Below are 13,869 nucleotides of genomic sequence, written 5' to 3' on the forward strand. Positions count from 1 at the left end.
TTCGACATAGAAGCGTTTTCGAGAAGATTTTCGTTTGCTCTACTTTATATATCGAATAATTTAATTAATTTTTTACATTTATGTTTGAAAATTAGTTCGATTAGACTAGATAACAGACTTTATTCTGGGGGAAACCTCTTATTTTTATTAAAAATTGAAGTAATTTCGAAACGGCCCTGCGCCCATTCCCGCAGAATACGCCCTGCCAACCGATAAGGAGGGGCTATCAATGCTGAGAAAGCGGCTTGGCAAGGTGCTTCATTCGGTCGAATATTCTCTACATAGGAGCCGCGGATATTCAGGCCGGCCATAAGGACAGGCGAAAGCACGGACGATACTCCAGCTAATCTCGTTGAAGGGCTGACCCTTGTGTTCCTGACGTAAAAAAGGACCCGCTCAAGCCGCAATCCGCGGCTGGCGGGTCCTTCTTCATTCTTCATGCCGTCTTCGGTTACTTCAGGGTAAGCTCCAGCAGTCTGGCCGTTATTCCCGGTGGAATCGCGGCCTTAAGCACGCCCTCCTCCGCTCTCCACTCCAGACTGCAGCCGTGCTCACGGGGATAAATGCAGGAGACATCGGCCTCCCGGCCCGCGAGCTCCTTCAGATTAAGCTCGGCGGCAGGCTCATCCCCGCCGGTTCTCCAGACGGCGATGTACCGGCGGTCGCCCCTCGCAAGGCCCAGGCTGATCCAGCCGCTTGCGGCGTCCGCGTCCGGCAGCCCGAGCGGCCAGAACGGCAGCGCTTCGACGATGTCGCTTCGGAGGCGCTTGTACAGATCCAGCGCCTCCTTGACGAGTCCGCGCCGGCGCGGGCTGAGCTCCGCGAGATGGCCGCTCTGGTGGACGCGCAGCAGCAGCGCGTTCACCATGTTGAAGATGACCTCCTCGTCATCTCCTTCCCGCAGGGGATAAGACCACACCGCCGCCTGCTCCGGCGTCAGCGCGGCGGGCGCCCCGGCAGCGATCGAAGCGAAGTTCACATAATTCTCCTGATCGCTTGTCGACTGAATGCTGTGGCGGCTCAGCATCGCGTAGTCCATCCGCATTCCGCCGCTGGAACAGTTCTCGATGACCAGCTCCGGATACCGGGCGAAGACACCGTCAATCCAGCGGAGATAAGCACGGTTATGTTCAAGCAGACCGGCGCCGTAGCTGTCGGCGTTCGATTCCGTGCCGATGCCTGCATTGATGTTGTAATCCATCTTGATATAGCCGACACCGTATTCGTTCACCAGCCGGTCAATCACCGAATCGGCATGCGCGATAACCGCCGGATTGCGGAAATCGAGCTGATACCGGCTCCGGTCCATCACCCGCCGTCCGTGGCGCATGAAGAACCAGCTGTCGTCCGTGTCGGCCAGCTTCGGACTGTTGATGCCCATAACCTCGATCTCCAGCCAGAGGCCGGGGATGAGACCCTTGCTCCGGATGTAATCGAGCACGTATTTGATCCCTTCCGGGAAGCGTTCCTTGGAAGGGAGCCACTCTCCGACGCCGTCCCACCATTCGCCGGGAGCATACCAGCCGGCATCGATACAGAAGTATTCGCAGCCGATATCCGCCGCGGCATCAATGAGCGGCAGCAGCTTCTCCGTCGTGGGGTTGCCCCACAGACAGTTCATATAGTCATTGAAGATGACGCGCAGAAGGCGGTTGTCATCATTCGGTCTGCGGATTACGCGCCGGTAAGCCGTCAGCGCTCCCGCGGCCTCCCGGAAGCCGCCCATTGCCGATCCCACCGCCACAGGCACGGAGACGAACTCTTCGCCGGGCGCAAGATTCAGCCACCAGTGATTGTCATGCTCCGTCGGCCCGCCGGCTAGCAGTGTCAGCTGATCATACTGGTCGGTTAGCTCCCAGTGCCAGGAGCCGTTGTGCTCGATCTGCCAGAAGAGGCTGGAGCCATGCTCCTTGTTGGTCATAACCGCCATCGGCATGAGCTCCGCTGCGGACCAGGAGCCGGTATTGCTGGCAGCGATCCGCTTCGAGCCGCGGTCCGCCAAATGGGACATGCCGAGCTCGGGCAGCGTGTAGGTCTTCCACTGAAGCTCGCTGGACCAGCCGCTGTGGCCGAGCGTCACCTCCATCTTATCGCTGCGGTCGCCTGTCCCTTCCTTGTCCGCACCAGTGAGCGCGAAGGACGAGACGTACTCCACACCAACGGGAGCTTGCCCGCCGTTATGCAGAGTTGTCCAACAGCGGACAATAGAGATGCCGGTAAAGAACTGGATATGCTGAACCGCCCGAAGCCCGGTAACGGGGTCCTTGAGGGTGATTTCAAGCTTGCGGCCCGCTTCTCCCGCCGTGTCGCGGTGTCCGTCATATACCATGCGCAGGCCCGGATACGAAGCGCGGTGCGTACGTCCGTGATATTCCGCCCGGTCCTCGCCGGACAGCTGGACCTCCAGCAGACGGAAGCCCGGTTTATTCTTCTCCTGAATGCTGCCTTCCGTATAAGGAAAGGCGCCGAAATGCAGAAGACGGACATCCCCTTCGTGGATTTCCAGTTCCAGATGCAGCCCGTTCTCGGCAATGCTGATTCGTTCGCTCATGTATGTGACCAACCTTTCGCCATGTGAGTAGTGAATACGCTATCATGTCCGAGTTATTTTACAATAACCCGCTCACCCTGTCATTGTCACCTTTTACTCTATCTTGTCTAATCTTGTTGTGTCGAGCGGTTTATGCCAAAAGCGGGCCGACAGCCGGCGAAGCCGAAGCTTCGCGGTGCGCGCCCGCTTATCCTTAAAGAGGTGATGTGAGATTACCGATTACTGATTTCCGTTTATTGCGCAGAACCAAACTGAATCCATGCCTTCTGGATTTCATCGATCGTCTGGTCCTTCGACTTGCTGCCGCCGATATAGGCCTGCATCAGCTCGCCGAATTTCTGGTGGAACGTGTCGAGCGAGTAGTTAACCGACAGATCGCCGGATTTCTCGGTCTTGAGAATTTCCTCCATCTGCTTCGGCATATCCAGATCCGGCAGCGGAGCGTCCTTGATCGGAGGAATCACCTTTGCTACCCCGGAGAACCAGTTTTTGCCGTAATCAGAAGTATACAGCCAGTTGAAGAACTCGATCGTCTCTTTGGCTACCTTCGAGTCTTTATTGATCCGCAGCGCCTGGTCAGCGCCGGTAATGATGACCGCCTGCTCCGGTTTGTCGCTGACGGGATAACCTGCAATGCCGAGCTCAAAGTCAGGGGTGATCTTCTTGATCGCGTCTTCGTCCCAAGCTCCCTTGCCAGTCATGAAGGCCGCCTTGCCGGAAGCGAAATCGCTGATTTCCGCGTTGCTGTCGCGTTCGAGCGGTTTGTCCGTTCCGTGCTTGACGGTCGTATCGATAAAGTCAAAGAAGTTGTTGTACAGCACCGGATGATCCTTGAAGGTCGTCTTGCCCGCAATGAAGTCGGAGACGAGGGTCTTGGCATCAGTGCCAGCATCCTGCGCCGCAGCGTCCACAAAATGCTGGAAGACATGCTTCCATACCCACCATTCTTTATAGGCATTGGCGAAAGGCGTAATTCCCTTGGCCTCCAGCTTCGTGATGTCCTCGTTCAGCTCTGTCAGTGTCTTCGGAGGATTCTGGATGCCGGCTTCGGTCAGCAGCTTCTTGTTATAGATCAGGACGAACAGGTTGCCTTTGATCGGAAGTCCGAGCACCTTGCCGTCCGAGGAGGTCATATTGGCCCGCACGGCGTCCGTCATGGCGGCCGCGAGCGGCTCATTCGTCAGATCCGCGCTGTATTCCGCGAACGTGTCGATGTCTCCCCCGGCGGTCGTCTGGAACACATCCGGCGTGCTGCCGGCGGCGATGCGGGATTTCAGCACGGTGTTGTAGTCCGCCTGCATGATTTCCAGATTGATGGTCACGTTAGGCTTGACCTTTTTGTATTCGGCAATATAAGCATTGAAAGCGTCTGTGTACTCGGGAGAGGCGGTGAACATGTTAATGGTGACAGGCTTGTCGGAGTCAGCGGAGCTTGCGGCTCCGGAGCCGGCTCCTGCGGTTGCCGAGGCATTCCCGCCGCCCGTGTTGTTCCCTCCGCAGCCAGCCAGAAGGCCGCCTATCAGCAGCACACTGGCGGATAAGGCTATACTTTTCTTCAACATCTTGTTGCCCCCTTTTCCTCATGCATCTTGGTCTTCGAGGTCAATTCTAAATAAATTGCGACAAGATAAGAATGTAGATAAGTGAAGAGATAGGGGTAAAAAAGTGTAATTTTGAAAGCGGTTCATTTTTGTTCAGCCTGCTGAAGAGAGCGGTATTCCGAAGGCGAGCAATCAAAGTAATTGCGGAACGCCTTGCTGAAATAATTTTTGTCCCGATAGCCCAGCATTTCGGAGATTTCCTGGATTTTCAGGTCCGGATCTCCGAGCAGCTCCTTCGCCTTGTCCATTCTCACCTTCTGCACATATTCATGAATGCCGTAGCCGTAACGGGCCTTGAACAGCTTCATCAGATATTCCCTGCTCAAAAAATATTTGTCCGTGAACACGGAAATTTTAATATCTTCATAATAGCGATTGTCCACATAGGATTTGATCTGCTCCAGCACCTCCGGCGCGTTGCCTGAAGAGGTACGGGCTACATCACCATAATGAAGCTCCAGAATCCGGTACAGGAGCGACTCGAATTCCTCAAAAGAAGTATAGTCTCCGCCATAGCTGCCGCCCGCCGCTTCATTCGCGGCCGGACGGGTTCCCCGTTCGGCCGAAGCCCCCAACTCCAGCGCCACATCCTGAAGCAGGATTGTGAATTCCCGGAGCGCGCGGTCGGCGTCTCCCAGGGTGAAGGAGCCGGTCTCGCTCCATTTCCTGAGGTATTCGCCGATGACGCTCTTGGCCTGATTCAGCCCGCCGTTCTCCAGCGCGCCCCGGATCAGCGGCATCCGTGCAGTCAGCGATGGAACATCAGCAGCAGGCTTCCGGTCCGCCGCCGCCAAATTCGATCCCCCGTCCCGTTTCAGCAGATTGATGCCTTCAAGCGCTGCCTTCGCTTCCTCATAGGAAGAGGCAAGCTCCAGACAATCACCGCACGGCCCGCCGAGACCGATGAAGGCCACCGCGCCCAGCAGCTCCTTCAGCGCCGCAGCAGCCTGACTCATGTACCGGCGGGAGTAGTACGCCGCATCGCCCGCGCTGCCGGGAGCCATGGTCAGAATGACCGCGAAATCACGGTCCCCCCGGGTGCCGTGGGCTGCGAAGCTGAACCCCTCAATGCCGTCGTTGCCAATCCCGCCGATAACGTTGGTCACCGCGAAATGCAGCAGATCCCGGTCCCCGTTAAAGCGTACCCGAACAATCGCGTCCAGATTCATGATCCGGACGAGACCGGCGGCATACCGGCTTCCCGGTGTCCGGCCCCCGATCAGCGGGAGCAGGCCTTCATTGGCGGAGGCCTTGAAGGTCCGCCGAATGATCGACAGGTACAGCTTCTCCTTCAGCTTGGGCAGCGACATGTTGAGCGTGATGTTCCGGCTGATGAACTCGCTCTCCTTCCGGCGCTTGGCCTCCAGCACATCGACCGCCTTGCGAAGCGCCGCGTTCAGATCGGTCCGATTGACCGGCTTCAGCAGATAGTCCACCACCTTGGAGCGGATCGCCTGGCGCGTATATTCGAAATCATTATAGCCGCTGATCACGATAATCAGCAGGTCGGGAAACTCCCGCTCGGCGAGCTGCAGCAATTCGGCGCCGCTCAGCTCAGGCATTTTCATATCCACCAGTGCAATGTCGATCTTCCGGCTGCGCAGCATATCAAGCCCGGAGCGGCCGTCCACCGCTTCCAGGACCTGATCCACTCCAAGGCCCTTCCAATCTCCCAGAATTCGGATCGCTTCGCGCAGCGGTTCTTCGTCGTCGATTATCAGCACACTAAGCACGGTTAACCCCTCCCATCGGCAATTTCATGGACATGACGGTTCCGCCCGGTCCGCTCTCGATCTCAAGTCCCGCTTCCTCGCCGTACAGCAGCTTCAGACGCATATCCAGATTGCGGAGTCCGATTCCGCCGCCTGAGCCGTCCGGCTCTATTTCCCCGTGATTCTCCCAGGATTTGCGCAGCGCGCGTCTCACCTGTTCCAGCCGCTCCGGCGGGATGCCGGGGCCGTCGTCATGCACCGAGATGGCGGCTCTGCCGCCTTCGAGTCTTGCCGCAACTGTAATGGTGATCGGACTGGAAATCCGCTCCAGCCCGTGCTTGATTGCATTCTCGACCAGCGTCTGAAGCGCCAGCTTCGGCATGCTGAGCTCCATGAGGCTCTCATCCCAATCATAGGCCACCTGCATTCTGGCGCCGAATCTCGCCTTCTGCAGGGCCAGATAGCGTTCGATATGCTTCAGTTCTTCCCTGGCTGTCACCGTTTCTCTTCCGCTGACACAATAGCGCAGTGTTAAGGCCAGATTATCCACCATTTCGACGATATCCGCGCTGCCGCTCTTCAGCGCACGGGTTGAGATCGCCTGCAGGGCGTTATAGAGAAAATGGGGATTGATCTCCGCTTCGAGCGCTTTCAGAACGGCATTCTTCTCCGCGATCTTCAGCTTGAACCGCTCATTGATCAGCTCATTGGTCTTTTTCACCATTTTGTTGAAGTGCATGGACAGATAAGCGATCTCATCCTTGCCTTTCACCTTCGCCTCCGCATCGAAGCTCCCCTGGCCGAACCGTCTCATCTGTAGAGACAGTTCCTTCAGCGGCCGGGTGATCCGGGTGGAGATAACTCCGGTCAGCACAATGGACATCACGAGAAACAGCACGCCGATATTCAAGCTCCATCTTCGGGTAGTCGTGGCCGCCTCGTAGATCATTTTGTAGGGAATCGGCTTCACCAGCTTCCAGCTCTGAGACCTGCCGGTATTGGCGATGACGAGATATTTCTCGCCGCCATCCTTCAGAACAAAACGCCCTTCTCCCTTGTTCAGCGAGGACAGCAGACCCGATTTCACGCTGTGGTTGTAGAAGCCTTTGTCATCGACGATATACGGAGCATTATCCGGTCCAAGTAACATGAGATGCTCTCCCTCACTAAAGGGAATATCCTTCATGATTTCATTCGCGCCGGATGAATTGAAATAGAGAGACAGCACCGCTTCCGGCTCTCTCGTCACAATGGAGCGGAACAGGCGGTGGTAGCCCATGAAACTCCGGCCGGAATCCACCGGATAATCCGCAGATGACTTTCCGGCCGATATGCCGTCTCCCGCTTCCAGAAGGGATTGGTAAGAACGGTTGGACGAGCTTCCAAGCGCGCTTTTATACCAGGAAAGATTCTCGATGGAAGGATGATCGGCGACTCTCACTGTAATATTATAATTCTCCTTGGTGACCCAGTAATATTTATGTTCCTTGAGAATATAGAGATAAATCGTTTCCAGATCGCTCCGTGAAAAATATAAGTTCTTCAAATAACTCTCCAGATACATCTTGGAGGCGTAGTCCTCCGACTCATGCAGCAGCGCATAGTTGAATTCATCATAGGAAATCTGCGGCAGCGACAGCTGCTCGATTCCTTTCAGATAGCTCTCAAAATTGCGTCCGACCAGCAGCAGATTGTTGCCGGTACTGTCGATACTGCTGTTCACGGATTCCCTTCTCAGCATGCTGTAAGAAATAAAGGTCAGGGAAGATACGACCAGCACAATGATGATGGTGAATGTCAAAATCAGCTTATTCGCCAGCCTGCGGGTTACCGGCTCGAACCAGTCCTCCAGCCTTCGCAGAATTTTACTTCTCACTTGTGAGCCCCTTCTTTCTTCTGCATTCCGTTCACCTTTTTACCCCTAACTGTCCTCTTAAATCCATTTCTGCGGCAGCTAAAGGCACTCTATAATACAGCTATAGTCACCATATAGACTAACCCGAACGGTTAGGCGTGGCAAGATGTAATCGCATTCATTTCACTATTAAAAAGAGGTGCAGCCATGTTCAAATCCTTAGGCAAAAGCTTGCGGGGCAGATCAGAGTTCGGCCTGTTCACACTGCCTGTCCTGATCTGTATCGTCGTCGCCTTCTACATTCCGTTCGCCATGACCATCCGCTATTCCCTGACCAAATGGAACGGTATTTCGAAGCATCCTACCTTTATCGGACTGGATAATTTCAAGCAGATTTTCATGGGGGACTCCAATTTCTCAAGCGCCGCATTGTTCACTGTCAAATACGCCATTCTCTATATCGTGCTGGTCAATGTGCTGGCGATTGCGCTCGCGGTCGTGCTGGATATGAAGCTGAAGACGACCTCCTGGCTGCGGGCCGCTTTCTTTATCCCGTATATTCTTAGTCTGGTTATCGTAGGATTCATCTGGAAATTCATTTTCATGCAGGGCTTCAGCTCTTTTAGCGAAAGTACAGGCTGGGGGATCTTTGATTTAAGCTGGCTGGGGACGCCGGGACTTGCCTTCATCTCTATTCTGCTCGTCTCGATCTGGCAGTCGATCGGGTTCTACCTGGTCATATATATCGCCGGTCTCCAGTCCGTTCCGGATGATCTGAAGGAAGCGGCCACCGTGGACGGCGCTGGTCCTTTCCGGAGATTCTGGAGCATTACACTTCCATTGCTCGCGCCTTCGGTCACCATTTCGGTGTTCATGGCATTAACGAATTCGATCAAGGTATTCGACGTTATTCTGTCCCTTACAGGCGGCGGACCGGGTGGAACGACCTACAGTATCGCCTACGACATCTACCGTGACACGTTCCAGAACAATCTGTACGGCTACGGCACAGCCAAAGCGCTCATTCTGTTCGTGGCGGTGCTCATCGTAACGATGATCCAGTTGGCCTTCTTCAAACGCAGAGAGGTGGAAGCCTGATGAACAAACCCTATACGCCCAGCAGTTCGGCCAAGCTTCTTCAGACGCAAAGAGGTGAGAAAGTGAAGAATAAATCGTATTCGCCGGGCAAAATCGCGCTCGAAGTCGCCATGGTCCTTCTATCTCTCCTGTTCCTGTATCCGTTGTTCCTGACGCTCATCAACTCGCTCAAAAGCTTCAGCGAGGTTATGACGGACGTGATCGCGCTGCCCAAGCATCTGGCATTCGACAATTACTCCTATGTATGGAAGTTCATCAACTATCCGAGACTCTTTCTTAACAATCTGATCATTACGGTGACCGGGCTTGCGGGCATTGTTCTGGTGTCCTCCATCGCAGCCTACAAGCTGGCCCGGACCAAATCCCGGCTCAGCGGCTTCATTTACATCCTGTGCATCATGCCGATGCTGATTCCGTTCCAGTCCATCATGCTGACTGTGCTGCAGCTGGCCAAGAATCTTGGTCTCTCTGAGAGTACATGGGGACTCGGCCTGCTGTACTGGGGCTTCGGAGCGCCGCTTGCCGTCTTTATCTACCATGGATTCGTCAAGGGTATTCCCCGGGAAATTGACGAGAGCGCCACGATGGACGGCGCCTCCGGCTTCCGGCTGTTCTTCAGTGTCATCTTCCCGCTGCTGAAGTCGGTAACCACCACGATTATCATCATTGATGTTATGTGGATCTGGAACGACTTCCTGCTGCCGCTGCTCATGGTCAACGGATCGCCGGATACGAAGACGCTTACACTCGCGGCTTATACCTTTGTCGGCCAGTATACATCCGACTGGCAGTATGCAATGACCGCGATGGTCATGGCGGTGCTGCCTTCCATCGTCGTCTTCATCTTCCTGCAGAAATACATTGTCAAAGGTGTGGTAGCCGGAGCCGTTAAAGGCTGATCGCTCCTTGAAGCACAAAAGTCTCTCAACCGTCAGCCGGTGGAGAGACTTTTGCGTTATCGTATGCGGCCTGCCCGGAACAAGCCGGGAAACCCTGTTTAGAAATCCTGCTTAAAATACCTTCTTGTATTCCCTGTCTTCCTTCAGAATTTCTACCGCTTCCCGGAAACGCTGGGAATGCACGATTTCCCGCTCCCGGAGAAATTTGAGACTGTCCATCAAGTCCACGTCATCGGTCATGTTGATCAGCCACTGATATGTAGCCCGTGCTTTCTCTTCCGCCGCGATGTCCTCGTACAGATCGGCAATCGGGTCGCCTTTGGCCTGGATATAGGCCGCCGTAAAGGGAACTCCCCCCGCATTCTCGTAGAACAGCGCCGAATCATGATTCACGTAATGAGCGCCTAGCCCGGCCTCCTCCAGCTGCTGCGGCGTCGCATCCTTCGTCAGCTTGTAGACCATCGTCGCGATCATCTCTAAATGGGCGAGTTCCTCCGTGGAAATATCGGTGAGCAGCCCGATAATTTTGCCCGGGATCGAATACCGCTGGTTCATATAGCGGAGGGCGGCGGCAAGCTCCCCGTCCGCGCCCCCGTACTGCTCGATCAGAAACTTCGCCATGCGCGTATCGCATTTGCTAACCCGGACCGGATACTGCAGTTTTTTCTCATAGACCCACATGCGTTAACCTCCTTCTTCGTTACAGTCTCTACACCTGCCACGGCCAAGGCGGCTCGTTCCATTCCCACGGACATTTGGAGTAGGCTCGCCCGAAGTTCTGCAGAGGGCCGTACAACTCCTGAAACTGCTTGGCGCACCGCGTGCGTTCCTGAGTCAACTGGTTGAACTGCGTAATAGCCTTGAGATCGGTCGGGTGGGTATCCAGATACAGATTAAGCTCCACCAGGGCAAAATCCAGCGTCTGCAGCTGCTCCAGCATCTCATAAAATCGGGGATCGCAGGGGGTCGGTTCCATGGTTCAGTCGCCTCCTCTCTCTTGCGGGCAGTACGTGCTGGACAGCGCAGGCCACAGCGTACCCACCCTTAGCGCTTCCGGCAGAGAGAACTGCGGAAGATTCGGGGGCTGAAAGCCCAGGAACAGCTGTGGCGGAACGACGTACGTCTTACAGTGTATAGGCGGACAGGGATCGAACGGACCCGCAAATACCGGATAGACACGTTCCTGGGAGTTCGGCGTGTTCGGCATGCTCGGCATGTTCGACATGTTCGGCATGTTCGGCATGCTCGACATGTTCGGCATGCTCGACATGTTCGGCATGCTCGACATGTTCGGCGTGTTCGACATGTTCGGCATGCTAGGCATGCTAGGCATGTTCGACATGTTCGGCATGCTTGACATGTTCGGCATGCCCGGCATACTCGGCATGCTTGACATGTTCGGCATGCTCGGCGATTGCGTAATCATCGGCACTTCCTCCTTCGCTTCCCCGGCCGTGCCGGGTAGGCGAAAGCCGGGTTATCTTCGTATTTAATCTATGACCCTCTTCCCCCAAACAGAATCAGACGCACAAATAAACCCGGCTTTCACGTCATATGACGCGAAAGCCGGGTTTATGTAAATGTTATTCGGGAGTATGAGCGGCGTCCCGGATCTTAGTCGTCCTCTCCTGGCTCCTCTGCAGACTCCTCACCGGATGCAGGCGGCTCCCGGTGAATATTGATGCGGGTAATCCGCAGCCGGGTGGCTTCCTCTACCTCGAAGATGACATGGTCCAGAATCTTGCGTTTGCCCTTGGCCGGATTGCCCTCAAGCTCCTTGAACAGCCAGCCGCCGATGGAATCGACCTCTTCATCCTCAATCTGAATGCCGGTCAGATCGTTGACATCCTCGATCAGCATACGGCCATCCACTGAGTAGGAACCGCCTTCCAGCTTCTCGACGCTTGGGCGCTCATCCTCGAATTCATCATGCAGATCGCCGACGATTTCCTCCAGAATTTCTTCCGCCGTCAGCAGCCCGGCGGTTCCGCCATACTCGTCCACCACGAGCGTCATCTGGGAATGGTTCTTCTGCATCAGCCGAAGCGCATGGCTGATTTCGATGGACTCCGGTACGTTCAGAATCGGGCGTACCAGCGAAGCGAGATCGCTCTGCTGCTGCGGCGAAGCAAGCAGAAAATCGGTGATATGTACGAAACCGATAATCCGGTCCTTGTCCTCAAAAGCTACCGGATAACGCGAATGCTTCGTCTCCGACACGATTCTGAGGTTCTCTTCCACCGGCAAATTCGTGTACAGGCAGTCCATGTCGGTGCGGGGCAGCATCACCTCGCGCGCAAGCAGGTCGGAGAACTCGAAGATATTGTCCATCAGCTTCATTTCATCCTTGTCGATGACCCCGCTCTTGGCGCTCTGGTTCATCAGAATGCGGATTTCCTCCTCGGAATGCGCGGCCTCTGCCTCGCTCGCCGGTTCAACGCCGACCATCCGCAGCAGCCCGTTGGCTGACGCATTCAGCACCCAGATGAACGGAAAGAATACCTTGTAGAAGAACATAAGGGGAGCCGACAGCAGCAGCGCCGCGCCTTCTGTCTTCTGAATGGCCAGCGATTTAGGGGCCAGCTCGCCAAGCACGATATGTAGGAAGGTAATGATACAGAAACCTATAACTACAGAAACGGTAGAAATAAGCGCGTGGTCGGTAACCCCGAGCTTGAACATTAGCGGCTCGACCAGCAGTTCGGATATAGCCGGTTCGCCAACCCAGCCGAGTCCCAGCGAGGCGAGCGTAATGCCGAATTGGGTCGCCGACAGGTAGGCGTCAAGGCGGTGATTCACCTTCAGCGCATAAGCCGCCAGCTTATTCCCTTCGGTCTGAAGCTGGGTCAACCGGGACTGCCTCACTTTCACGAGCGAGAATTCTGCGGCCACAAAGACCCCATTTAAGAAGACGAGCACCAGAACGAGCAGAAGATTGAGTACTAAGCTTCCTATCTCAAATTCCGTATGCACCACGATAACAACGCCTCATTTCTACAAAGTGATCGCTTTTCTCGATTTAAAGTCCAGATTTGGATAGTACATATCTTTCACCAACAGATTAGGCCCGCAGCAACCGGCGGCGTCGCAATGACAGTTCACCGTCTGGTTCAGGTGATGGCGGTCCTGCCATTCTGCAAAAATATCGTCCAGCTTCCGCTCGGCAATATTTCCAAAGGCGGGAATGTCCGCAAAGTCTGTCACGAATACATCTCCGGTAAACAAATTGACGTTGACGCGATTCCGCCCGTCCGGATCGTTCCGGACCGTTACCTTCTTCTCTGATCTCAGGCGCCGAATCAGCTCCAGATCGCGTCCCTCTTCGCTGCACGCGAAGAAAGGCAGCGTCCCGAAGAGCATCCACATTTCCGGGTCGCGGGCGTCCAGCAGTGTGTGGATGGCGGCGGCTGTCTCGGCCAGGGACAGCATCGGCAGCGACGAGGCGAAGCTTGACGCATACATCGGATGAACCTCATGTCTGCGGCAGCCCATGTCGCCGATCAGCCGGTGGATTTCCGGCAGCTTCCGGTGCGTCCGGTAGTTGATCATCGACTCCGCCGAGATGAACATTCCGTCTGCGCTGAGCCGTTCAGCGTTCTCGATCATCGTGTCGTAGAGACGGTAAGCCGCCTCTTTGGCGACGGGATGACCGCTGCCCGCGAAGCCGACTTCGTGAAAATCGTCGCCGTTCACGTAATTGAATGAAATATGCATAACGTCCAGGTAAGGGAGCAGCTTCTCATACCGGGAATAGGGCATCGTCAGATTCGAATTGATCTGTGAACGCAGTCCTCTGCTCTTGGCATATTGAAGCAGCGGAACAATCACCCCGTCGACGGTGGAAGCCCGGAACATCGGCTCACCGCCGGTTATGCTGATTGTCTCCAGGTGCTCCGTCTCATCCAGCCGGTCAAGCATCGTCTTCAGCGGCAGCATTTCTCCTTCCTTCATGGTCAGACTGTCCCCTACCGCACAGTGCTCACAACGCATGTTGCACAGATTGGTGACGGTCATTTCCACGCTGGTCAGCGTATGTCTTCCATACTTGCGCAGAGAGACGATCGGGTCCCACGGATCATAGTCCGGCGACAGCTCGCGGAGCTGAGAGGTTTCGGATTGAATAGCTTTCATAGGCGTAACTCCTTCAGATGCA

At 55.2% G+C, this 13,869-nt stretch carries 12 protein-coding genes; 3 read left to right on the top strand and 9 right to left on the bottom strand.

Translation table 11 applies throughout. From position 1 onward, the window contains the following. Positions 1-451 precede the first annotated feature (451 nt). The 4 genes from KIH86_RS06875 to KIH86_RS06890 all read right to left on the bottom strand — a co-directional run bounded on the left by KIH86_RS06875 (position 452) and on the right by KIH86_RS06890 (position 7,740). The gene (locus tag KIH86_RS06875) at positions 452-2,551 is read right to left on the bottom strand and encodes an alpha-galactosidase (RefSeq protein ID WP_223084855.1); all 2,100 of its coding nucleotides are present in this window, start codon (positions 2,549-2,551) and stop codon (positions 452-454) included. 233 nt (positions 2,552-2,784) lie between these two features. Next, the gene (locus KIH86_RS06880) at positions 2,785-4,113 is read right to left on the bottom strand and encodes an extracellular solute-binding protein (protein WP_223084857.1); all 1,329 of its coding nucleotides are present in this window, start codon (positions 4,111-4,113) and stop codon (positions 2,785-2,787) included. Positions 4,114-4,235: 122 nt separating this feature from the next. Then, the gene (locus tag KIH86_RS06885; RefSeq protein ID WP_223084859.1) at positions 4,236-5,885 is read right to left on the bottom strand and encodes a helix-turn-helix domain-containing protein; all 1,650 of its coding nucleotides are present in this window, start codon (positions 5,883-5,885) and stop codon (positions 4,236-4,238) included. Continuing rightward, entirely contained in the window at positions 5,878-7,740 is a 1,863-nt protein-coding gene (locus tag KIH86_RS06890; RefSeq protein ID WP_235775296.1) for a sensor histidine kinase, read from the bottom strand. Before KIH86_RS06890 ends, KIH86_RS06885 begins: the two co-directional genes overlap by 8 nt. Positions 7,741-7,926: 186 nt before the next feature. On the opposite strand from KIH86_RS06890, the gene KIH86_RS06895 reads away from it, so the two are divergent. Both KIH86_RS06895 and KIH86_RS06900 read left to right on the top strand, forming a co-directional pair. Beyond that, entirely contained in the window at positions 7,927-8,817 is an 891-nt protein-coding gene (locus KIH86_RS06895; RefSeq protein WP_223084861.1) for a carbohydrate ABC transporter permease, read from the top strand. Between the two features lie 110 nt (positions 8,818-8,927). Next, a complete protein-coding gene (locus tag KIH86_RS06900) occupies positions 8,928-9,716 on the top strand; it encodes a carbohydrate ABC transporter permease (protein ID WP_223086039.1) in 789 nt (262 codons plus the stop codon). A 111-nt stretch (positions 9,717-9,827) separates the two neighbouring features. On the opposite strand, the gene KIH86_RS06905 is transcribed toward KIH86_RS06900, so the two are convergent. From KIH86_RS06905 to KIH86_RS06915, 3 genes are read right to left on the bottom strand one after another with little or no spacing between them, the layout of a single operon-like run. Next, on the bottom strand, positions 9,828-10,397 hold the full coding sequence (locus tag KIH86_RS06905; protein WP_223084862.1) for a manganese catalase family protein: 570 nt from the start codon (positions 10,395-10,397) through the stop codon (positions 9,828-9,830). A gap of 28 nt (positions 10,398-10,425) precedes the next feature. Next, positions 10,426-10,692 (bottom strand): spore coat protein CotJB, encoded by a 267-nt coding sequence (locus KIH86_RS06910; RefSeq protein WP_223084864.1) that lies wholly within the window; start codon positions 10,690-10,692, stop codon positions 10,426-10,428. A gap of 3 nt (positions 10,693-10,695) precedes the next feature. Next, complete coding sequence (locus KIH86_RS06915) at positions 10,696-10,932, bottom strand: spore coat associated protein CotJA (RefSeq protein WP_322098660.1); 237 nt, start codon at positions 10,930-10,932, stop codon at positions 10,696-10,698. On the opposite strand from KIH86_RS06915, the gene KIH86_RS06920 reads away from it, so the two are divergent. Beyond that, the gene (locus KIH86_RS06920) at positions 10,913-11,209 is read left to right on the top strand and encodes a hypothetical protein (RefSeq protein ID WP_223084868.1); all 297 of its coding nucleotides are present in this window, start codon (positions 10,913-10,915) and stop codon (positions 11,207-11,209) included. The genes KIH86_RS06915 and KIH86_RS06920 overlap by 20 nt on opposite strands. A gap of 121 nt (positions 11,210-11,330) precedes the next feature. Here the strand turns inward: KIH86_RS06920 and KIH86_RS06925 are convergent, their stop codons facing one another. Beyond that, on the bottom strand, positions 11,331-12,689 hold the full coding sequence (locus tag KIH86_RS06925; RefSeq protein WP_407672249.1) for a hemolysin family protein: 1,359 nt from the start codon (positions 12,687-12,689) through the stop codon (positions 11,331-11,333). A gap of 21 nt (positions 12,690-12,710) precedes the next feature. Further along, entirely contained in the window at positions 12,711-13,847 is a 1,137-nt protein-coding gene (yfkAB, locus tag KIH86_RS06930; RefSeq protein ID WP_223084869.1) for a radical SAM/CxCxxxxC motif protein YfkAB, read from the bottom strand. Positions 13,848-13,869 lie beyond the last annotated feature (22 nt).

Source organism: Paenibacillus sinensis, assembly GCF_019904155.1.
In the GTDB taxonomy this organism is placed as follows: Bacteria; Bacillota; Bacilli; order Paenibacillales; family Paenibacillaceae; genus Paenibacillus_AQ; species Paenibacillus_AQ sinensis.